We start from the raw sequence: 22,660 nt of genomic DNA on the forward strand, positions 1-22,660 counted from the left end.
TCTTTGCAAGGGAACAAAGGAGTTTCTATGTCATCAACCATTACCATACCCACCAACTTCCTCTTTGGTGCCGCCACCGCACCTCATCAGGTGGAGGGCAACAACATTCATAGCGACTGGTGGGCATACGAGAACGCCTCCGACAGCACCATTGCCGAGAAATCGGCGGAAGCCTGCGATTCCTACCATCATTGGCACGATGATATGCGGCTGCTTGCCAATGCCGGTTTCAACGCCTACCGTTTCGGCATTGAATGGGCGCGCATCGAACCGCAATCCGGCACCTTCGACCAGGAAGCGATCAAGCATTATGCCTCAATGGTTGCCGAAGCGCATGAGCTTGGCCTGGCACCTTTCGTAACGCTTCACCATTTCACGCTTCCTCTCTGGTTTGCACAGGAAGGTGGCTGGAAAAGCGCTCACGCCACGGAACGTTTTCTACGCTATATCAACGCGATTCTTCCAATCCTGCAGCAGGGCGTTGCCGGCATAGTCACGATTAACGAACCCAATATGGTAGCCATCATGGGTCGCGTACTCAGTGGCGACATTGCCTTCTCAGATATGGAACCTGGGTTGCTGCCAACACCCGATCAGGGCATAGCCGACAAGCTGATGGAGGCGCATCATGCAGCAGTTGACATGCTGCATCGGGAGCTTCCTGGAATCCCGATTGGCTGGAGCGTCGCCAATCAATGCGTTCAGGCACAGAGCGGTGGCGAGGAACGCGCTCACTCCTATAGTGAAGCCATTGAAGACCAGTTCATTCTCGCAGCGCAGCACGATGATTTCATTGGCATACAGTCATATACCCGCACGGTATTTGGAGCAGGAGGCAAGAAGATTCAAGCCGATGCGAGCAATCTCACATCAAACGGGTGGGAATATTATCCGCAGGCAGTCGGATGCGCCCTGCAGCATACCCATGCTCTGATTGGCTCGGTTGCCATGGTGGTGACAGAAAATGGCATATCCACGCATGACGATGAGCGCAGAATCGCGTATACCAATGATGCATTGGTGTCCATCAGCAGATTGATTTCGCAAGAGCTGCCTATTCACGGCTACTTCCACTGGTCTTTGCTCGACAACTATGAGTGGGGCAGCTGGGCACCCACATTCGGCCTCGTGTCAGTGGATCGAAAGTCAAGCAGCTTCACACGCACTGCCAAGCCATCGCTCACATGGCTTGGGCGTTGGAGTCAGCAACATCAATTGCCAAGTAACTGAAGCGTCAGATGGCGCATTGTTCGGTCTGTCTGACCAATCACCTGAAAGGAACTCATATTATGCACAAACTCACCATAGAAGAGAAGGCATCGCTGACTTCTGGAGCTACGACGTGGACAAGTCAAGCTGCTGGAACCATTGCCTCGATGCACATGAGCGATGGTCCTCATGGACTTCGATACCAAGGGTCCGAAGGTGACTCTCTCGGCTTGGGAGCGAGCGTCCCGTCAATCTGCTTCCCCACTGCCGCAGGTCTGGCATCCACATGGGATCGAGACATGATCCATAAGGTCGGGGCTGCGTTGGGCGAGGAAGCCCGCGCATTGCATGTAAGCATGCTGCTAGGCCCAGGACTCAATATCAAACGCTCCCCTCTGGGAGGACGCAACTTTGAGTACGCTTCCGAAGACCCCTTCCTTGCCGGAACATATGGCACGGCTTTCGTGAAGGGCGTGCAATCACAAGGAGTGAGCGCAGTCCCCAAGCATTTTGCCGTAAACAACCAGGAAACCGACCGATTCCGGGTCAGTGCGGATGTCGATGAGCGCACACTTCGCGAAATTTACCTGCCCGCCTTTGAGATGACGGTCAAGCAGGCTCGTCCTTGGGCTTTCATGTGTTCATACAACAAGGTAAATGGCGTGTATGCCAGCCAAAACCATGAGCTTCTCACCAAGATTCTTCGCGATGAATGGGGCTTCGATGGCGTTGTGGTGTCGGATTGGGGAGCGGTCGCGGATCGCGTTGCTGCAGTCAAGGCTGGTTTGGATATCGAAATGCCACCGTCGAACACCGATCATAAAATCGTTGCCGCAGTTCGCAGCGGAGCCTGCGACGAATCCGTGCTCGACACCGTTGCCGACCGTATTGCTCTACTCGCGCAACGCACTCAATCCTCCAGAACGGGCGAACAGCATGATCTGCAAAGCTTTGCCGAAACCCATGACGAGCTTGCCCGCAAGGCCGCACAGGAATCGGTGGTGATGCTGAAGAACACTGGCATACTGCCACTCTCCACAAGCGACACCGCACCAATTGCCATGATTGGCGAATTTGCTCGCACCCCTCGGTATCAGGGAGGTGGTTCTTCACATGTTTCTGCCATCCGCGTCCATGCTCTTGTGAACGAGCTGAGATCTGCCCTTCCCAACCGCACCATCACCTTTGCGCCCGGCTATGCCTTGACACAGCATGACAAGTCTGCCGAAGCTTCAGATGAATCCGACGCGCAACGGTACATTGATGAGGCAGTCGATGCCGCCAACCGCGCCGCCATTGCCATTGTCAACGTTGGCTACTTCGAATCGGATGAAACCGAAGGCGCAGATAAAACCACCATTGAACTCAGTGACGCACAGAATACACTGCTCGAAGCCGTCACCGCAACAGGCACCCCAACGGTTGTCATTCTTTCGGGCGGCGGTGTCATACAACTGGGCCAATGGGCAGACAAGGCAGACGCCATACTCGAGGGATGGCTGCTGGGCGAAGCAGGAGGCGCAGCACTGGCTGACATACTCATTGGAGCTGTCTCACCTTCCGGACACTTAAATGAGACGATTCCGCAACAGCTCGAAGACAATCCCAGCTACCTGCATTTCCCTGGCTCGAACGGCCATGTGCTGTATGGAGAAGGGCTCTATGTCGGATACCGTTATTATGACACCCTGAACCTTCCAGTTGCCTATACATTCGGATTTGGTCTGAGCTACGCAACATTTGCCTATAGCAACATCAAGGTGGAAGTTATCGATGGGACTCATGCCAAGGTGTCGCTCACGATTACGAACACTGGCAACTGCCAAGCAGCCGCCGTTCCACAGATTTATGTTCGCAGCAATCAACCCGATCGCCCGGTTCACGAGCTCAAAGGCTTTGCACGCATCGATCTGGCACCCGCAGAAAGTCGCAGCATCACTGTGGAACTCGATGCTCGTGCGTTTGCAAGCTGGAACATCGAACAGCACCGTTGGCGGGTTTATGCCGGGGACTACACCGTTGAGATTGGCACATCGAGCCGAGATATCGTCAGCTCCACCACCATCAGCCTTGATGGCGATCACTATGTCGCTCAACTTCAGACCATGTCCACGCTTGGAGAATGGCTTGCCAACCCCTACGGCGCTCAGATTCTCAAACCTTTTGTCGACAAGGTTCGGGAATCGGTCGCTGATCCTTCGCCAGAAATGGCGGCCATATTTGCTCAGATGCCGCTCATAAAATTGGCATCATGGGGCGTCGGACTGGATGAGCAGCAGATAGAGGCGATGGCGACGGCAGCACAACGACTTGCCGAAACAGCATCACGTCAATGAGAGCGCATGGGCGTGCATGCCCGACGAGCCTGCACGCTCCACCATTGGAATAGCAATGACATTGTAATAACACTGCAGAAGCACTGTTGAAGGGATATACGGATGACATGCACGTACACCGGGCATCAGCTCGAAGCTTTTCTCAACCATGTTGCCGAAACCACACCCGGGCCGTTCACAGGCATCATGCCGCATCGCATGAGTGCATATCTTCGCTCACAAATCGAAGATCCTTGGTTCATGTGGAATGAATTCTGCCCGTCTGGCATCTGTCTCGAACTGACCATCACCGCACCGACCACGATTGCGTTGACCGGATATTCACTGGACGATACGCGGCAATGGATTTCAATCATCTCGAACGATCATGGCAAATCACGGCGCAAGGATGTTCAGATGACCGGTCTTGGCCGCCTCATACCCGATCTGGATCATGGAAGTTTTGCTCTGCATGCCGGTGCCCCCATGACGATTTCGCTTGAACCCATAGAGGGGGCGAGCACGAATTACACCATCATGCTCTCGCACACATGCCTGATCGAAATCATCAGCGTGGAGTCCGACCAAGCCGTGCACCGCAGTGAAGGCAGCATTCCGCGCCAGCGCTGGACACACTATGGCAGCTCCATCAGTCATGGCGCGCAGTCGCCCCGTCCGGCAGATAGGTGGCTGATGCAGGTTGCACAGCGACTGCACCTCGATCTGACTGACCTATCGTTATCCGGCAATGCTCAGCTCGACCAAGCCGCAGCGCGCAGCATTGCGTCACATCCGGCTGATGTCATCACCTGCGCAATCGGCATCAATATCGTCAATGCCGATTCCATGCGCGAGAGAAGCTTCATCCCTGCACTGCACGGCTTTCTTGACACGATTCGAGAGCGGCAGAAGCACACGCCATTGATTGTCATAACCGCGTGCACCTGCCCCATACAGGAGAATGCGCCAGGCCCGATTATCATCCAGTCAGACGGGACATACAGGGTAGCCTTGCGCAGCGTCGAACATGATGAGGGCGCACTCACCTTGGCAGCGACCCGCAGCATCATTGAACGGGTGGTTCGACAACGAAACGACCCAGCGCTGGCCGTGATGAACGGATTGGATCTCTTGGGCGCACCGGACGCACATGTGTTGAAGGACAATCTGCACCCCGACCAGGAAGGCATCAATCTGATTGCCTCACGTTTCGCGACTTTACTGCCGAACACGCTCGCATCCATGCAAGAGACACCGGCCACGCAATCGATGCGACTCGATTTGGACAATGGGGAAAGAAAGGCATTGCAATGAACGCACACGTGAATGTCATCTATGGAGCCGGAGGGTTTGGCACCGAAGGAGTAGGCAATTTCAAGCGCCTGTGCGAGGGCAGAGGCGCACAGTTCGAATCTCTGCTGCCTTTCGACTCATTGACGCTCCAATGCAGCCCTGCATCTGAGCACATCACGGAACGGCATGAAGCGTCCAGATACATTGATGTCAACGGCATAGAGCCTCATGACGATGCTGCAAGCGAGAGCTTCACCACGAGCATGAATCCCGACAGCCATCAACCGATCATTCAAGCACACTCCGAAGTGGGCATTTTCCGAGCCTTATGCGCGCTGACGATGGGGGAAAGTTCGCGCAGGCACACCACTCCGCACTATCTCTGGCGGTCTCTCTGCCTCGATGTGGCACGATATCAAGCGTCGATTCAGGAAATAGAGCGCGTCATAGACCTGCTTGCCCTGCACGGCATGTCCGTGCTGCATCTTCATTTAACCGATCATCAGTCGTGGCGCATTCCCGTTGATGGGTTCGACAAGCTTTTGCAATCGCCCGGCTGCTTCACATGGGAGCAGCTCGATAGTTTGCGGCGCTATGCCAAGCAACGATATCTCACTCTGGTTCCTGAGATTGACATGCCCGGACACTGCGCCTCGTTGCTGCAGCGGTATCCCGAGCTTTCCGGCAAGCCTTCATTCATCCATCCGCTGGTGTCATATATCGATGCACATGCCGAAGAGTCGCAGAGATTCCTACAATCATGCGCTGCATCTTTGGCCCGTGTAGCATCAGGCGACTATGTGCATATCGGTGGCGATGAAGTGCTGGGGATGCCCGATTCTGACTATGACATGGCGATGACCATGTTTCAGGATGCCGTTCACGATCTGGGGCTCAAGACCATTGCATGGCAGGAGGGTTGCCGCGGCAAGGTTACTGCAGATGCCTATCAATTCTGGATGGATCGGGACGATATTCCCAGTGAAGATAGCCTGGTCGAAGCATGGCCGAAACAATTCTCTGCGGTTGCCAAGCAAGCAGCGGCCATGTATGCGCTCTGCTATGACGATCCGCAACGCCTGCAGTCGAAGGGTTCGCCGGTTATAGACTCCCAGCAGTCCACCATGTATTTTGATCGCAAATATCAGGAGCCGAGCCTTGTCCCCGAACAGAATGAACGCATGAAAACACTGGGCTTCCCCGGCTATGCTCCCAAGCCTTCTCAGGATTGTCTGAACTGGACTCCACTGTCATGCAACCAGAGCCACGATCATCCCACTGACACAGCTGCATCATCGGTGCTGACTCGTGGCGTTGAAGCGGCACTGTGGACTGAGACTATCCGCTCCACAGCTGATCTTGATATGCTGCTACTTCCTCGTTTGGCGCTCATTGCAGATTGTGCCTGGAATGGCACACCGGAGAAGATAGCTGGCAACCCATGTATCGAACAGTTCGATACCTATGCACATGTCTGGAATCTCTGCGGTTTCCATGATTTCTATCGTTCGTCATCGCTGTTCTCAGACGCGGCGTAGCGTCTGAGAATGCCCTGAACATCAATGCCTGCGCGTTCAAGAAAATCTCTCGCATCGGCAAGCATATCAACGCTTTCAGGATCCAGCAGCCATTGGATCTGTATGCCGTCCATATACGCGATAAACTCCTGCGCAACACGCCTCGCGCGTGTGGTGTCAACATTGCTCAGTTCAGCGATGCTGTCAGCAAGCAGTGTGGTAAAGGTCAAATAACGCATGTGGAAGTACTCATGCGCCGGATGACCGGCATCGGTTGCCTCCGCAGACAGCTTGACAAAGGTCGCGACAATGCCAGGATTGGCTGCGTTCTGACGTATGGTCTCAAGCAGCCATGGAATGATGGTCTCTGGAGTCACTTCCCCGTTATTTGCGAAGAATGATCGGGCTGCATCCGCGGTTTTGTCTCGCCGTCTGATTGCCTGAACGATCAAATCATCCTTGTCGGCAAAATATCGCAGCAGACCAGAATGCGAAATCCCGGCTTCGCTTGCTATTGCACGGATTGAAACTGCATTCGACCCACTTTGGGAAAAGAGATGCAAGGCCGCATCCAGAATTCGATCTTTCGTTCTCTCACCCTTGGTGTCTTCTTTGGGACGGTGAATGCTGCGATTGGTATGAAGCTTCGCACGATTGTTTGGACTGTGCGACTGATGCGAGGAGCTGCTCAAGGGATGCTGCGGTTCATCGCTTCCGTGTGATGAATCTTCACCCTTCATGTGTGCATGCTTCTGCATCTGACCAGCTTTCTCTTTACCTGATCTCACTGTAGCCGCAGCAGCACGATTCTGCCCGATGCTGTCAGCGCAGACCTACGCCACATGGCATCCGCATGATTCGCGGATTGTCATGTCTACGGGAATGATTTGCATTCCCGGCGCATCTGGATTCAATGCCGCCTCCAGCGCCCCTCGTGCGATGCGTGGGATGTCCTGCCGCACCGAAGTTAGCTGGGGCCATGTCTCCAAGCCAAAGTATGTGCCATCGAAGGATATGAGCGACGTGTCCTCCGGCACGCGGATGCCATGCTCGTGTAGGGCTCTGAGCACTCCGCCAGCCTCGAAGTCAGAAACCACGAATATGCCGTCCGGCCGTTCACCGGCATCCAGCATTGCAGTGGCGGCTCTGTACGCGCTTTCATGCGTATACCGACTGCGATAGACGCGCCCTCTACGCAATCCGTGCTCTTCATGCTTCTCGTACCATACCCTGATGCGCGATTCATCACGACTGTTGTCCTCGCCATAGAACATCACGAGATTCGTCCGCCCATGCCACACCAGATGGTCGATCGCCAATCTCACACCTTCGCAGAAGTCGGAAGAAATACAGGCAAAGCCCGGTATCTGCACATTGTTTTCCAGCATGACGAAGCTGCATTCATAGTCCTTCAACCGCTCCAGTTCCTCAACCTTCTGGCAGGGCGCCATGAAAATGGCATCGACCTCTCGGTCAACCATTTTCTCAATGCTCTTCCGCTCCAGTTCAGGGTCTGAATGCGCGGTGAGAAACATCGTCGAATATCCACGACCGTATGCTTCCTTTTCGATTGCCTCGTTCAGCAGAGCAAAGTATGGGTTGCGAAAATCGGGGACGATGATGCCGAGCAAACTGCCAGAACCCTTGCGAAGCGCCCTCGCATAGGCGTTGGGATGGTAGTTCAACGATTCGGCAGCCTGACGAACTCGGCTTGCGGTTTGCGGGGCAACTTTCTTGGGCCCGTTGTTCATCACATAGCTCACGACTGCAGTCGAGACTTGTGCGAGTTCGGCAACATCGGCTCGTGTGGCCTTACCTGTTCTATTGCTGTTCACTGTGAGACCTGTTTCGAATCTTGGCGGCACCTGCGACAATGAGATTTCCCAATGGGGTCATGGTTGCAAGGCGCATTCTTCATAGGGTTCGTCTTGAAATATGTATCATATCCCACTGCGGCTGACACCACCATCGCCCCATGCTTGAAGGATGACTCGCTCACGAGGCGCACAAAAAATATTTGCATTCATTTTTCAACACTGTTACCGATAACAACATCGCAGAATTTATACAATGCGTTTGCATTTAAAAATCTACTCGTGTAACCTTTTGCCTCGCTGAGCATGTTCTCTGCTGCATTACTCAGAAAAAGACCTCGAAGGAGAGATCTGTGAAAACAAGAAAGAAGCATCCTGCAACCACGCTATCAGCGCATTCGGTTCGCGAGCGCCGAGCTGCCCTGGTATTTATTCTCCCCGCTCTCGCGGGATTTTTGCTGTTCTACCTATGGCCCACACTCTGCGGGTTCTATTATTCATTGACGAAATACAATCTGCTCGGCAAGCCGAGATTCATTGGCTTGGCCAATTTTGCGAAGATTGTGCACGACAAGCTCCTGCTGAACGCCATCATGGTGACCATCGAATATGTGCTGCTGAATATCGGTTTCCAGACGGTCATCGCTCTTGGACTTGCCGTCTTGATGCAACGCCTCACCAAATCAATCACGCTGCGCGGCATGCTGCTGCTTCCGTGGCTGGTATCAAATGTCATTGCAGCCATGCTCTGGTTCTGGCTATTCGATTATCAGATTGGCTTTGTCAACATCGTCATCGATGCATTGAACATCCCCAAGATTCCATTCTTCGGTGGTGAGTTCTGGGCAATCCCGACCATCGCCTTCGTCAATGTGTGGAGACATATGGGATATACCGCTTTGCTGGTATTTGCGGGCCTGCAGACGGTTCCGAATTATGTCTATGAGGCGGCATCCATTGATGGAGCCTCCGAATGGCGCTCATTCAGCAGCATCACGCTTCCACTGCTTCGGCCGGTGCTTGCCATGGTTCTCGTAGTCACCGTCACCGGTTCATTCCAGGTCTTCGACACGGTCGCGGTAACCACCAAGGGCGGGCCTATGAATGTGTCACGAGTCTTGCAGTACTACATCTATCAGAAAGGCTTCGACCAGGGTGAATTCGGTTACGCATCTGCACTCTCTGTGGTGCTCTTCATCATTCTTGCAGGCGTGGCCTTCGTGCAGCTCAAGATGATGCGCGCAAATGAATCGGATATGGCATAGGAGCAACAATGGATAATCAAGCACAGTTCAACGGCGTAAAAAACCGCTTCTCCCCCGGCAGGATTGCCGCCTGGGTAGCGCTCTATGCAACGCTCGCCCTGACCATCTTCCCCTTCCTGTGGATGCTTCGCACAGCGCTTTCAACAACGAAGTCACTGCCTTCAGCGCCCGGCTCGCTGCTGCCCGTTGACTTTACCTTCGGTGCATTCCAGCGCGTTCTTGGTCTTTCCTCAACTGCTCAGGCAGTTGCCGAAGGTGGATCGGGAGCAAGCGTCAACTTCCTGCAGTATCTGCTGAATTCAGCCATCTATGCTTCGCTGGTGACCATCGGTCAGGTTGCGTTCGGCTCCATGGCCGCCTATGCCTTCGCCCGTTTGCACTGGAAAGGCCGCGATATGGTCTTTGGCGTGTTCCTGGCTGCGTTGCTCGTCCCACCGATTTTCACGTCACTGCCGAACTTCATCTTCATCAAGAACATCGGCCTGCTGAACACCATTCCCGGAATGGTGTTGCCAACATTCTTCATGACTCCATTCGCGATCTTCTTCCTTCGCCAGTTCTTCCTCGGCATCAATAGGGAGATAGAAGAGTCTGCAATGCTTGACGGCGCTGGACATTGGCGAACATTCTTCACGATCATCGTGCCCATGAGTTCGGCACCCATCACCACGCTCGGCATTCTGACCTTCATCAACACCTGGAATGACTATTTCTGGCCATTGCTTGTCGGAAAAACCGAAGGCACGAAGATGCTCACCGTGGCTTTGGGCGTATTCCGTTCGCAGACTCCGCAAGGTAGTCCAGACTGGGCTGGCCTGATGGCAGCAACACTCATTTCCGCTCTGCCGGTGCTCGCGCTCTTCTTCGCATTCAGCAAGAAGATCGTGGATTCCATCGGGTACTCAGGCGTCAAGTAAACACTCACCGTGGTTGCTTGCACCGCTGCAAGCAACCACGCACAGCAGAATATTTCAGCGAAAATCTCGCACAACATTTCGGTATCACACCACAGCTCAGGTGCACATCACCTTGGTTTCGTGATGCCAAAAACAGGTGAACGCCATTCACCGGAAGAAAGGAATAACCATGAGAAATACTCGAAGGGCACGCAAGATTGCCAGTGCTGTTGCAGCAGCGACACTGATTGCCACAGGCTTGGGAGCATGTGGTGGTTCAGATAGCTCAGCTGACAGTGGTGCGCTCTCTTACTGGCTGTGGGACGCAAATCAGAAGTCAGCATATGAGAGATGTGCACGCGAATTCGAGAAGAAAAACCCAGATATCAAGGTGGAAGTCACCCAGTATGGCTGGGATGACTATTGGAGCAACATCACCAACGGTTTCGTTGCAGGAACGGCACCAGACGTGTTCACGGATCACCTGGGTCATTATCCTGAATTCATTCAGCAGGAGCAGCTCGTTGCACTGGATGAACACATGACCATTAACGCCAGTGATTATCAGAAAGGCCTTGCTGATTTGTGGACCGGCCCTGATGGGCATAATTATGGCATGCCAAAAGATTTCGATACCACGGCACTGTTCTATAATAAGGACTTCACCGAAACCGCTGGCATAAACGAAGAACAGATGGCGAACCTGACCTGGAATCCTGATGACGGGGGCAATCTTGAAACAATCATAGCCAAGCTTACGGTCGATAAGAACGGCAAGCACGGCAACGAAGCCGGCTTTGACAAGAACGGCGTCGAAGTGTACGGCCTCGCCCTTGATTTCGGTTCCGGCGATGCCATCGGTCAGACACAGTACGCACCGTTGGCGGGTTCAACCGGATGGCGCAACACCAACAAGAATCCTTGGGGCACCAAGTACAACTTCGATGATGAACGATTCCAAGCCACCATTGCGTGGGAGCGCAAGATGATCGAGGCTGGCTTCGTGCCAACGCTGGAATCCACCAAAGGTCAGAGCTCCGCTGACGTCTTTGCAGCGGGCAAGATTGCCATCGCTTCCAACGGTTCCTGGATGGCGAATCAGTTCTTCGGTTATGAGAAGGTCAACGTTGGCTTGGCTCCAAACCCCACAGGTCCAGAAGGCCGCGCCAGCATGTACAACGGTCTTGGCGACTCCATCTGGGCGGGTTCCAAGAAAATCGATCAGGCAGCAAAGTTCATTGAGTTCCTAGGTTCGGCAGCTTGCCAGACCATCGTTGGCGAAGATGCCGTCGTATTCCCGGCAGTTCCAGCAGGAACCGAGAAAGCCATCGAATCCTGGAAAGCCAAAGGCATTGACGTGACGCCGTTTACCACGCACATTGACGAAGGTACCACATTCCTCTATCCCATCACGGATCATGCCTCGAAGATTAGCCAAATCATGGCTCCTGCTCTTGACTCGGTGCTCATGGGCAAGTCGAAGGTCTCGTCGCTGAACGCAGCCAACGACGAAATCAATGCACTGTTCGACGAGTAAGCCGAATTCGAGCAATATCCCTCGACGGTTTGATCGTTATGACCTCTAAGATCGTTGTGGCCTCTTGAAAGCAAAACGTTATGCGTTGATTGAAACGCGGTACGAAGAACAATCAACGCATATGCGCTCAAGTGGCCGCAACAATTACTTCTTTGCCGGTTGATTTGGGCTCACCTCATTGCTGTACACATAGATGCACTGGCCAGCATGTTTTTCCTCAATGACTTTCTTGACCGAATCACTGCCATACGCCTCAACGACTTTCACGTAGGCAGGATTCTTGACGTCCTTCGCACGTCCGGCAATGATGTTGATCCATGGCTGATTGTATTCATCACCCGGGTTGACAGGCACGCTATATATCGCATCATCAATGGGATCCAGGCCTGCATCAATCGCGACGTTCGTATTGATGATGCCAACCGTGTTATCGGGTAGTAGGCGTGGTACCTGCGGATACTCGACTGGGTTGAAGACCAGATGCTTGGGATTGTCGGTAACATCGGCTTCGGTGGGCAGATATCCCTTGTCGGGATTCGTCTTCAACACCCCAGCCCGCTCCAGAACCTTTAATGCTCGACCCAAATTCGTTGGATTATTTGGCAGTACTACGCTGTCACCATCCTTCAGGTCGTCGAGACTCTTGATCTTGTCGGAATAGACATTCATGGGCTGTATGAAAGTGTTGGCATAGGTGGTGAGGTCATACCCCTCGCTCTTATTCTGATCATCGAGATACGCGTGATGCTGGAAAGCATTCAGGTCGAGTTCACCGTTGGCAGTCGCCGCATTGATCTGGCTTCCATCCATATGCACCAATTCGACCTGTATGCCTGATTTATACTCCTTGAGCTCTGCATTCACTGCATCCCAGATATCGTTGTACGAGTCGCTGTCCACTCCCACCTTGACCGTGGTCACATGGTCGGATTCACTACTGCTGAAACGGTTATAGGCGAAGACAGCCACAGCCGCCACCGCCACTGTGACAAGGATTGCCGCCAATATGATGAGACGGGTTTTTACTGATTTCAATTGATTTCTCCTTTTTTTGTTAACAAACAATGAGATGTTGCCGAGGAAACGCTGCCACAAGCAGGCATGCCTCTGCCTTGATATCGTGAAATGGGACTGAGTGCGCTACTGACGTGCCGTTGCATCGACTACGATCTTGCCGACGAATTCGACAAAACCTACCATGCAGAGCAGCACGATAACCGAGGCAAGCGTGGCGTCGAACATGAATCGCTGGTAGCCATATCTGATGGCAAAGTCGCCAAGCCCACCGCTGCCAAGCGAGCCTGATATCGCCGACAGCCCTATGAGACTGACCAGAGTGATGGTCGTTCCCTTGGCAAGGGCGGGTATGCCTTCTCTGAGATACACCAGACGGATTATCTTCCAGGGCGTGAATCCCATGGAATATGCGGTTTCAATCAGATTTGGCGGCACAGTCATCAGAGCCGCCTCGACCTGGCGCGCAAAGAATGGCGTAATGCCAACAACCAGCGGGAAGATGGCACCCTTGAGTCCGAGGGCCGCTCCGGTCAATGCTCGTGTCAATGGCACGAGGGCTGCGGCAAGAATGATGAAGGGCACCGAACGCAGCACATTGATGGCATACGACAGTATCCGATTGCACAGCGGCGCGGCAAGCAGGCCACCTCGGGGAGTGGTTACCAGAAGCACGCCGAGAACAAGGCTTAATACCAGCGAAATCGCCCCCGAGATGCTGACCATGACCACCGTCTCCCAGATTGACGACACGAATTCCGCACGATATTCAACTACGTGGGGAAACCATCGAGTTACGACATCAAACATGTTCGAGAACCTCCACTCGAATATCCTTCGCTCTTAAGAAATCAAGAGCTGATTCCATGTTCTCCGCAGGCCCTTCAAGGGTTGCGACAAGACCGCCGATAGGTCTTCCACCGATGTTTTCAATGTCGCTGAGCAGAATGTTGACAAGCACGCCAAAGCGAGCGGTTATCAGTGAAACCAGAGGCTCAGAAACATCTTCCTTCGAATATTGCAGACGTATGAGCCGCTGCCCTGGCTCAATCCTGATCGCAGGATCATCCCCGTGTACCAGATCGTCAATCCTTGCGAGATTCGACGTGGTTTCGATGAACTTTCTGGTGAGCTCGGCATGAGGGTTCACAAAAATCGAATACACGGATCCCTGTTCCACAACGGTTCCATGATCGAGAACCATCACCTCATCGCATACATGCTTGATCACGGACATCTGATGCGTCACGATGACGACGGTGACGCCGGTTTGACGATTGATCATTTTGATCAAATCCAGAATGGACGTTGTCGTGGCCGGGTCGAGAGCGCTGGTCGCCTCATCGCACAACAGAATCTTGGGATTGTTGGCGAGCGCTCGAGCGATTGCCACGCGCTGTTGCTGACCGCCTGAGAGTTCGTTCGGATAGGCTCGCTCCCTGCCAGATAATCCGACGAGTTTCAGCAGGCTGTCAACCCTCGTATTGCGCTCTTCCCGTGAGAGATCCTCGTCTTGCAGGGGCAGCAATATGTTGTCTCGAACAGTTCGAGAAGGCATCAGATTGCAGGACTGGAAGATCATCCCGATGGTCGTTCTCAGCTTTCGCCCCTGACGGGCATTCAATTGAGAGAGCTTGCGACCTTCGACAATCACTTCGCCTGATGTTGCCGATTCGATGCCATTGATAAGCCGCACCAGTGTGCTCTTTCCGGCACCGCTGAGGCCAATGATGCCAAAAATGCTGCCCGGCGATATGTCTGCGCTGATGTCGAGCAATGCGGCGTGTTCGCCGTCGCCACTGTGAAAAGTCTTGGAAACCTTGTCGAAGCGAATGATGGCTTCCTGACGTTCACCATGCGTCGTATCGGCTTCAGAAGAGGGAGAAAGCGTATGTGTCATAATGCATATTCCAGAAGTTCGATCACGTCTGCGGTATTCAACTGCAGATAATTGCCAAGCAGGATGCTTCCATGCTTCGTGGCGCGAAGCGCAATCTTTTCAAGATCGGACTGAGATATGCCGTGCTCGCTCAAGCGGGTGTGCAATCCCAGCTCTCTGTAGAATGTCTCGAGTTCAGCGGCCGCAATTTCGACGATTTCGGCATTGGTCCAACTCACGGCGTCGATGTGGAAGACTCGCGTGGCGAACTGCACCAGCTTGTCCGGTTTGCGCGATGCCACGAAACGCAACCATGCCGGGGTGACGATGGACATGCCTTCACCATGAATCAGCCCGAACAGTCCAGATATCTCGTGTTCGATCTTGTGCCCGACCCAGTCGGGAATGCGTCCCTTGCCGAGAATGCCATCGTTATGCGTTACCGCAGAGAGCATGTGCAGCTCTGAACGGACATCAACGTCTTCTGGATCGCGGATCACCTTGCGGCCATAGATGAGGATACTGGTGAAACTTGCTTCAATAAGTCTGTCGGTGACATCAACCGGTGCCTCATCCGTTGCATAGACTTCAAGCAGGTGGGCGGTCATGTCTGCGATGGCACTGCTCTGATACACCGTTGGAACGCTACGACTGAATTCTGGGTTGATGATTGCAAAGGTCGGAAGGATAAGCGGATGCTCGAAGAAGACCTTGTTCTTGCCTTCTTGGATCACCGCACAATCCGATTGCTCTGACCCGCTTCCAGGAATCGTCGAAATCACTCCAATGGGCAAGGCCGTTGCTGGAACGGCTTTTCGTTGAAAGAAATCCCACACATCGTTGTGATACGGCACTCCCAAGGCAATCGTCTTCGCTGTGTCGATGGAGCTGCCACCACCAACCGCTATGACCAGGTTGACATGGTGTTCTCGTGCCGTGCCAATGAGTCGGTGCACAAGCTCCAACCGTGGATTTGGACGTACTTCATCGCTCCAGATCAGGTCAATGCCCAGCTCGTCGCACACAGCTGCGACCGTTGTTCGGATTCCCAGCTCTTCTGGATAGGTGGTGCCGCTGACTGCCAGTATGCTGTTCACATGAAGCTGGAGGAGCACGCTCGATAGCTGGTCAAGTGCGTGCCGTCCAAAAATGGTTCGTGTCGGTTCGTGAAATTCAAAAGCTTGCATTGTCCTGTCCCATCTCATGGCATGCACATGCCTGCTGAAGCTTGTGTGTAATACGTTGATGCACCGTCAGCAAGACTGTATACGATGTATAAATTTGCTACAAGTCACGAAAAGACGCCCGTCAGTTCCACATCAGGAACGGCGGGCGTCTGTTACTCGGGGAATCCTACAATTGCAACGATTCTCAATCAGAGCCATAAGTTAGGGTTATAGACAGTAATCACATTTACTGAGGTATCGCATCGCGCCATGTTGCCGGATGGAATTCATCTTGCAGTGGCAGCAGCCTTGAGTCAACATCGATCTTCAGCACGGAATTGAAGTTGTTGGTTGCTATCATCTGGCCAGCAAAACCAACCAGCACGATTATCTCAGCATCGGTGTAATGCTCATGCAAGTCAGCAAAAAGGGAGTCAGGCACTGTCGTTGGATTTTTCACTATATGCTGCGCAAGGCTTTGCAGGAGCTCTTCTTCCTCGGTTGTCTCGAAACTCGAGGGGTCCAGTCCCAGTTCTCGCAAGTCATGCACGAAGAACAGCGAGCACAGCTGGCAGCTATTCGTCGTCGAGATTGCATGGGCATAGACCGTTGCAGCACGCGTGCCTATGATTTCCGCCAAACGCTGCCATGAGACGTACCAGGCCATATATGCTTCGTAGGTCGCCTGATCGCGCAACAACGCTCGTTTCATGTTCGATAATTTTCCTGCTGACTCCAGCCTGCGATATTCCTCAAGGGAGTCATCGTTGAGATTCTCCTCCGTTGCAAAAGCCACTCGTGCCATGTCACTGTTCTCCTGATGATAAGAATATGGCGGCATTCGGCAAAAAATCGATGCCGGGATTCCCCGAATGGATCATGCCCAAAGGCCGCCAGATGATTGATATGCATGCAGGCAAGCCGATCAATGATGCCGCAACCGGCCTATGCCTGTTTCAGTAGTTAAGCGCATTTATGGACATATTGTCAAATAATTTCGTTTGCAGGTCTTCCCGGCAGTTCTTCCAACTGCGCTGGAGGATTCACCACCTCATGCTATGCGATCTGTTCATGCACCGATGCATTGACCCATTGATGCTGTTCGACGTTTGCCCCGGAGAAGGTGCCGATGTCAATGACGCAGTCGCGATAATCCCGGCCATGGGAAATCGTGATGTAATCGTCGTTGACCAGCCGATTATGTGTGGGATCGAAACCAACCCAACGACCATTGTCATAGATTTCAACCCAAGCATGCGTGGCCCCTTCACCCATCAGCAGACCTGCGATATATCTCGCGGAAATGCCTAGCTTACGACAGACGGACAGCATCGTATGCGCATAATCCTGGCACACCCCAGTCCCCTGCTCCAACGCCTCCTCAGCGGTGGTGCGGATCGTCGTCGCACCTGGCGTATAGGTAAAGGCATTGAATACTTGGCTCATGACCTCACTGGCCGTTGCCATTGAATCGTCGCTCTTGTGCTCTGCAGCCAGCTTCTCCTTGCAACTCCTGCACAGTGCCTCAATTGCCGGACCTGGTACTGTCAGCACTGATTCATAGGTATACAGTGGTTTGAATTCTTCTGACTGCGTATGGTCATTGTCAACAAAGGCAATGCCTGTGACCGAATACTCAAAGGATGCGTGCGGCTTGGGGATAAAGCCAGTCATGACGACAGAGCCGAAGCCATCATGCTCGGTCTCCAGATCCGTTGATGGAAGAACCTTCACCTTGACATCGATAACCTGTTGACGTGGACCTGAAGCTGGCACGCAGCGCAACTGAAAGCGATGATCTGTCACGGCATCGCTGAAGCTCAGCTTCATCACATAGTCGAATACAAGTTTCTTCACAAGCAATCTGCTCCTCAATACATGCGTGAAACAGCAAGTCCCAAACCAGCATCTCACGCATTCTTACGTTGTTAGCATACACACACGCATCACAACACACTTGGTCAGTCAAGCGTCAGAGAAAACGGCGAGCATATGTCCACCGAGCGTGTTCATTCCCACTCAACAACGTTTATTCAAGTCGAAAATCCATATTCATCGAGTTCATCACTCGTGGTTTCCCGCTATCAATATCCAGTACCCGCCCTTCAAATCCATTGAGAAACTCGCTGATGCGCTGCGAAAGCTGCTCGTAGCCTCGTTCTGGCAGCTGTTTGAGCAACTGCCGTGCCCCCGATGCAAAGCACTGCGGCAACGGCATGCCGTTCAGCATCACACCGTAGGTGGCGAGCTTGTTCAGAGGCGCTTGCAAATCAGCCTCAGGAAGACCAAATCGCGTATATAGGTCCACTCGCTCAAGATATTTACCGATGAACAGGAATGCCTTGAGCACGGGTGCCAATGCTGAATTCTCGACCCCTCCCCACAGCGCCAGCATATAATCGGTGATGTCACGCTGTCTGTAAATGTTTTCGGATTTCAAGCCGCCATGAGCAGCTCCGGTTATCGTATTCACCGACATTTCAACGTACTGCACCAGATCCGATCCAAGTTCAGGACGCAATACAACCGCATTGTTGAAAGCTGCCTGCATGGCGCTGCGAACGGAATTGGCATTGTTAGGGTCATAGAGGAAGGAATGGATGAAACTGTCGAAGTCGTCAAAGTCTTCCGACAGGTCCAATGCCTTGGCGAATGGCTTGAATGCCTCGACCTGAGTGTCCATGACCAGATCATAGAAGGGGAAGAATTGACCGATGGTGGTGAACACGCGTTCGGTGTAGCGGCCAAGCCAATAGAGATTGTCAGCCTTGGCTGCAGTGACCAAGGTCGCCGCATGCTTGGAATAGTTGCCAACCAGATTCACAGCATCACGCTGGGTTTTCTCATCCAGTTCCTCGGAATGCTCGGGCGAAAGAATCCATGTGTCCTTGAACCCGCCGCCCTGCGATGAGTTGACGATCATCTCGCCTTTGAACGACGAATATCGCGTCAATCCCGAATACCAGACGTGCGTATGCTGGCCGGATATCACGAACGCCCGCAAATCGGCCTTTCGCGGCATCCTTTCGCCTGTCTTTGGATTGACGATGTCGATGTCTTTGAACTGAATGACCTCTTGGGCGATGAAGCGACGTGGATCTTCACGAATCCTATCCGCCATCTCCTCGCGTTCCTTGCCATGCAGACTTGAACCGAACACCACCCCGTATCCGCCAGCTTCGGCCACATCCTTGATGACAAGCTCGCCAAGACGATCAAGCACGATCTTTCTATCCTTCTCGAACATCGGCATATAGGTCGGCGCGTTCTGAAGAATCGGCTCCTCGTGCAGGTAGTAGCGAATCATGTTGGGCACGAAGTAATACATGGCCTTGTCATCGGCGACACCATTGCCTGGCGCATTCATGATGGCCACATTGCCAGCACTGTACGCTGCCAGCAGCCCAGGAACTCCGATGACTGAATCAGGATTGAAGCTGAACGGGTCAAGGTATTCGTCAGCCAAGCGCCTGTAGATCACGCCGACTCGTTGACGTTTGCCTGCATAGTCGACAAAGTACACGCGGTTCTGCACGACTTCCAAATCTTCCGGAAAGGCGAGTGTGGCTCCGGTCTTTTCGGCAAGATATGCATGTTCAAAGAAGGCTGAATTCTGACTGCCCGGCGTCAGCAGGACGGCTATGCCCTCAGTGGAGACGAAATCCATTGACTTGCGCAGCAGCCGGGGATATGCGCGGTTATCTCGTATGTGCACGTCACGGAAGAGTGTTGGATGGATGCGCCGTTCAATGTCACGGACAAAGAGGGGGTAGCTCGCACCGGACGGTATGCGAAGGTTGTCTTCCAGAACCCACCACTGCCCGTCTTCTCCTTGGACAAGATCCTCTCCGGCAATATGCGCGAAGACTCCACCCGGAGGTGTGACACCATTGACCTGTGGGCAGTAGCCAACGGAGGTGTACACGTATTCTTCGGGAATCACGCCATCCTTGATGATGCGCTTGTCTGAATAGATGTCACGAAGGCATGCGTTGAGCGCCTTGACTCGTTGTTTGAGTCCTCGTTCAAGATTGTCGTATTCGTCAGATTCAATGATTCGTGGAATTGGATCATAGGGGAAGAGCCGATCCTCGTAATGGCCATTGGCATAGATGCCGAAACGGACACCGTTGCGACTGAGCTCGCGATTGATGGATTCTCGCCGACCAACCAATTCGCCTGCAAGTTCACGTGCATTGGATTCTAACATGTCCTGCTCCATTCCCTAGTCGAACGGTGAGCACCTGACCGGCTATACCACTTCATCACATGCTTCGTGGAAAAGTCAGGAATAACACGGCCTCACACCAATTTATACTCTATGAATGAATGTCATGCTAGACATGCAACATTACCACTACCCGCACAGCGTGTTACATGTCACGTCCTTCACAGCAGCGATTCGCGAAGTCGTAGCCCGGTTCTCCGTCGGATTGCATGCTCCAGGCCTGATGCAATCCATTTGGCAGTTGTGGTATGCCTCACACTTGCCGAAAGCATAATTTTGCATCTCTGCAAAGTTATAGTACTGTAACTTTTTGCTTCGAGCGCTTCTTGTGAATTCGCTTGGCACACTTGCACGGCGTACTTGGAACATGGCAATTCGTGTATGGTACTGATTTCCCCGATGGAAGGAACGATGGCATCCTATGGCATCTGAAATAGCAGCAACAGGTCGTCCCCAGGGCAGACATGCGCCCGGCAGTCACAGCCTTATGGATCAGCGTCAGATCATGCTGGTGATCTATGCCTTGATGACGGCCATGTTCTTGAGTTCCCTGGATCAGACCGTGGTGGGCACCGCAATCAGAACCATCGGCGATGATCTCCACGGGCTCAACGAGCAGGCATGGGTGACCACCGCCTATCTGATCGCATCGACGATCACCACGCCGCTCTATGGGAAGCTTTCGGATATTTACGGACGCCGACCGCTCTTCATCATCTCAATCGGTCTCTTTATCGCGGGCTCGCTCATGTCAAGCTTCTCGACATCCATGATCATGCTGGCGGCTTTCCGCGCCTTCCAGGGTCTTGGAGCTGGTGGCCTCATGTCACTGCCACTTGCCATCATCGGCGATATCGTGGCTCCTCGTGATCGAGCGAAATATCAAGGCTATTTCCTTGCCGTGTTCGGTGTCTCGACCGTCATCGGTCCGCTTATCGGCGGCATCTTTGCCAACGCGAGCAGCATCCTTGGCATCACAGGATGGCGTTGGGTCTTCCTGATCAACGTGCCGGTTGGACTGCTGGCTTTCGGCATGGTCTTCGCATTCCTGCACCTTCCGCGCTTTGGCGACAAACGCCGAAATCGCGTCGATTGGTGGGGTGCAACGACGGTCGTCATCGCGCTCGTTCCACTCCTCCTTGTTGCAGAGCAGGGTCGTGACTGGGGATGGGGATCCACAGGCTCCATAGTGTGCTACATTATCTCGGCCATTGGCCTGATTGCCTTTATCGTCATCGAACAGCATATGGGCGACGATGCGATTCTGCCGCTGCGCCTCTTCATTTCTAGGCCGTTCTCGATGGCATCGATTCTCGGCGCACTGCTCGGCTTCGGCATGTTTGGCGCAATGCTGACCATTCCACTATATTTGCAGATTGCAGAAGGCCTTTCTCCGACCCAATCAGGATTTGCGACGATTCCTATGGTGATCGGACTGATGATTTCCTCAATCACCGTGGGTCTTATCATTTCACGTACTGGAAAATACCAATGGTTCCCTCCCCTGGGCACCGCCGTTGCAGTGATCGGATATGGGCTTCTGATTTGGGCCATCGGACGGCCTCTTCAGGCCATGATGCTCGGCATGTTTGTGCTTGGCCTTGGCATCGGCTTCCTGATGCAGGCATTGATCCAGGCAAGTCAGAATGCCGTCTTGAGCAAGGACATGGGCGTTGCCACCAGCTCGGCCACCTTCTTCCGTCAGATAGGAGGAACGATGGGCACTGCGGTATTGCTGTCCGTACTGTTCTCGGTCATGCCGACCAATATTCTCAATGCCATGTCGGATCAGACTGCATTGAGCAACGGTTTGAATGCCGCTTTGACGCCAAGCGTTGCAGCCGCTTCAGAAAACAAGGCAGTCATGAAGCAGATTTGGAATCCTATCGTCTCGCAGATCAAGAAGCAGTCGCAGCAGTCGCTCGATGCGGCTACGACCAAGGTTGATGCGGGAGCAAAAGCTGCCGTTGAAACCAAGGTCAGTGCTGCCGTACAGCAGCAGGCTAAGGCCAAAGGCATCACCGATGCCGCCATGGTTCAGTCCATGATTGACAAGCAAGTGGCAGCGGCGGTACCTGCAGCCCAGAGCCAGGCACTGCAACAGGTCGCTTCCCAACGCAATCTCAGCGTTGTTGATGGAAAGCTGAGCATTGACTATGCCAATGCATCACAGCGCAAGAGTGTGGTGAAAGAGGTCGTTCCCAAGCTCTCCGATTCCATGAAGAAGAACAGTGGCAAGAGCGGTTCACTCTCTTCCTCTTCGACATCCACAAGCGATACGTCATTCTTGAACGGTGCTGACAGCAGGCTGACGCGGCCCTTTATCAACGGCTTTGATGCTTCAGCGCGCACCGTCTATTGGATAGGCGCAGGAGTGCTCGTCGTCGCGTTGATCCTGACCAGCATGTTCCGCGTACCACCGCTCAGGGAGCGCTCTGCCTTGGAAGAGCAGGCCGCAGACAGGGCGGCAGACCAAGCTGCTGCCCAAAAGTCCGGGGACGAGTCGGAATAGAACATCTACACTCGG

Annotated in this window: 18 protein-coding genes; 9 read left to right on the forward strand and 9 right to left on the reverse strand. The window is 53.3% G+C overall.

Features of this window, described 5'->3' with window-relative positions; genetic code table 11:
• Window positions 1-27: 27 nt before the first annotated feature.
• From QN215_RS00835 to QN215_RS00850, 4 genes are all read left to right on the forward strand, one after another.
• Window positions 28-1,230 carry a family 1 glycosylhydrolase gene (locus QN215_RS00835; RefSeq protein WP_369344262.1) on the forward strand — a complete coding sequence of 401 codons (1,203 nt, stop codon included), beginning with the start codon at window positions 28-30 and terminating at the stop codon, window positions 1,228-1,230.
• Between the two features lie 59 nt (window positions 1,231-1,289).
• Window positions 1,290-3,545, forward strand: coding sequence for a glycoside hydrolase family 3 C-terminal domain-containing protein (locus QN215_RS00840; protein ID WP_369344263.1), 2,256 nt, complete (start codon window positions 1,290-1,292; stop codon window positions 3,543-3,545).
• A gap of 102 nt (window positions 3,546-3,647) precedes the next feature.
• Window positions 3,648-4,838, forward strand: a complete 1,191-nt coding sequence (locus QN215_RS00845; protein WP_369344264.1) for a GDSL-type esterase/lipase family protein — start codon at window positions 3,648-3,650, stop codon at window positions 4,836-4,838.
• Complete coding sequence (locus QN215_RS00850; RefSeq protein WP_369344265.1) at window positions 4,835-6,355, forward strand: family 20 glycosylhydrolase; 1,521 nt, start codon at window positions 4,835-4,837, stop codon at window positions 6,353-6,355. The genes QN215_RS00845 and QN215_RS00850 overlap by 4 nt, the downstream gene beginning before the upstream one ends.
• Here QN215_RS00850 and QN215_RS00855 read toward each other — a convergent pair.
• Both QN215_RS00855 and QN215_RS00860 read right to left on the reverse strand, forming a co-directional pair.
• The gene (locus tag QN215_RS00855; protein WP_369344266.1) at window positions 6,319-7,074 is read right to left on the reverse strand and encodes a TetR/AcrR family transcriptional regulator; all 756 of its coding nucleotides are present in this window, start codon (window positions 7,072-7,074) and stop codon (window positions 6,319-6,321) included. The genes QN215_RS00850 and QN215_RS00855 overlap by 37 nt on opposite strands.
• A 93-nt stretch (window positions 7,075-7,167) precedes the next feature.
• Window positions 7,168-8,169 carry a LacI family DNA-binding transcriptional regulator gene (locus QN215_RS00860; protein ID WP_369344267.1) on the reverse strand — a complete coding sequence of 334 codons (1,002 nt, stop codon included), beginning with the start codon at window positions 8,167-8,169 and terminating at the stop codon, window positions 7,168-7,170.
• 332 nt (window positions 8,170-8,501) lie between these two features.
• Here QN215_RS00860 and QN215_RS00865 point away from each other — a divergent pair, with 332 nt between their 5' ends.
• From QN215_RS00865 to QN215_RS00875, 3 genes are all read left to right on the forward strand, one after another.
• Entirely contained in the window at window positions 8,502-9,413 is a 912-nt protein-coding gene (locus QN215_RS00865) for a carbohydrate ABC transporter permease (protein WP_369344268.1), read from the forward strand.
• A gap of 8 nt (window positions 9,414-9,421) precedes the next feature.
• Window positions 9,422-10,330 (forward strand): carbohydrate ABC transporter permease, encoded by a 909-nt coding sequence (locus QN215_RS00870; RefSeq protein WP_369344269.1) that lies wholly within the window; start codon window positions 9,422-9,424, stop codon window positions 10,328-10,330.
• Window positions 10,331-10,499: 169 nt separating this feature from the next.
• On the forward strand, window positions 10,500-11,846 hold the full coding sequence (locus QN215_RS00875) for a sugar ABC transporter substrate-binding protein (RefSeq protein ID WP_369344270.1): 1,347 nt from the start codon (window positions 10,500-10,502) through the stop codon (window positions 11,844-11,846).
• Window positions 11,847-11,990: 144 nt separating this feature from the next.
• Here QN215_RS00875 and QN215_RS00880 read toward each other — a convergent pair whose 3' ends face one another.
• The 5 genes from QN215_RS00880 to QN215_RS00900 form a co-directional block, all read right to left on the reverse strand.
• A complete protein-coding gene (locus QN215_RS00880) occupies window positions 11,991-12,881 on the reverse strand; it encodes a MetQ/NlpA family ABC transporter substrate-binding protein (protein WP_369344271.1) in 891 nt (296 codons plus the stop codon).
• Window positions 12,882-12,986: 105 nt separating this feature from the next.
• The gene (locus tag QN215_RS00885) at window positions 12,987-13,670 is read right to left on the reverse strand and encodes a methionine ABC transporter permease (protein ID WP_369344272.1); all 684 of its coding nucleotides are present in this window, start codon (window positions 13,668-13,670) and stop codon (window positions 12,987-12,989) included.
• The gene (locus QN215_RS00890; RefSeq protein ID WP_369344273.1) at window positions 13,663-14,760 is read right to left on the reverse strand and encodes a methionine ABC transporter ATP-binding protein; all 1,098 of its coding nucleotides are present in this window, start codon (window positions 14,758-14,760) and stop codon (window positions 13,663-13,665) included. The genes QN215_RS00885 and QN215_RS00890 overlap by 8 nt, the downstream gene beginning before the upstream one ends.
• Window positions 14,757-15,926: an iron-containing alcohol dehydrogenase gene (locus QN215_RS00895; protein WP_369344274.1), complete on the reverse strand. Its 1,170-nt coding sequence runs from the start codon at window positions 15,924-15,926 to the stop codon at window positions 14,757-14,759. Before QN215_RS00895 ends, QN215_RS00890 begins: the two co-directional genes overlap by 4 nt.
• Before the next feature lie 226 nt (window positions 15,927-16,152).
• Complete coding sequence (locus QN215_RS00900; RefSeq protein ID WP_369344276.1) at window positions 16,153-16,710, reverse strand: hypothetical protein; 558 nt, start codon at window positions 16,708-16,710, stop codon at window positions 16,153-16,155.
• A gap of 26 nt (window positions 16,711-16,736) precedes the next feature.
• On the opposite strand from QN215_RS00900, the gene QN215_RS00905 reads away from it, so the two are divergent.
• The gene (locus tag QN215_RS00905) at window positions 16,737-16,868 is read left to right on the forward strand and encodes a hypothetical protein (protein WP_369344277.1); all 132 of its coding nucleotides are present in this window, start codon (window positions 16,737-16,739) and stop codon (window positions 16,866-16,868) included.
• 93 nt (window positions 16,869-16,961) lie between these two features.
• Here QN215_RS00905 and QN215_RS00910 read toward each other — a convergent pair whose 3' ends face one another.
• Window positions 16,962-17,762 (reverse strand): transglutaminase domain-containing protein, encoded by an 801-nt coding sequence (locus tag QN215_RS00910; RefSeq protein WP_369344278.1) that lies wholly within the window; start codon window positions 17,760-17,762, stop codon window positions 16,962-16,964.
• Window positions 17,763-17,934: 172 nt separating this feature from the next.
• Window positions 17,935-20,115, reverse strand: a complete 2,181-nt coding sequence (locus QN215_RS00915) for a circularly permuted type 2 ATP-grasp protein (protein WP_369344279.1) — start codon at window positions 20,113-20,115, stop codon at window positions 17,935-17,937.
• Window positions 20,116-20,554: 439 nt separating this feature from the next.
• Between QN215_RS00915 and QN215_RS00920 the strand changes: the two genes are divergently transcribed.
• On the forward strand, window positions 20,555-22,645 hold the full coding sequence (locus tag QN215_RS00920; protein ID WP_369344280.1) for an MDR family MFS transporter: 2,091 nt from the start codon (window positions 20,555-20,557) through the stop codon (window positions 22,643-22,645).
• Window positions 22,646-22,660 lie beyond the last annotated feature (15 nt).

It is taken from the genome of Bifidobacterium sp. WK041_4_12 (genome assembly GCF_041080795.1).
Classification (GTDB): domain Bacteria; phylum Actinomycetota; class Actinomycetes; order Actinomycetales; family Bifidobacteriaceae; genus Bombiscardovia; species Bombiscardovia aquikefiricola.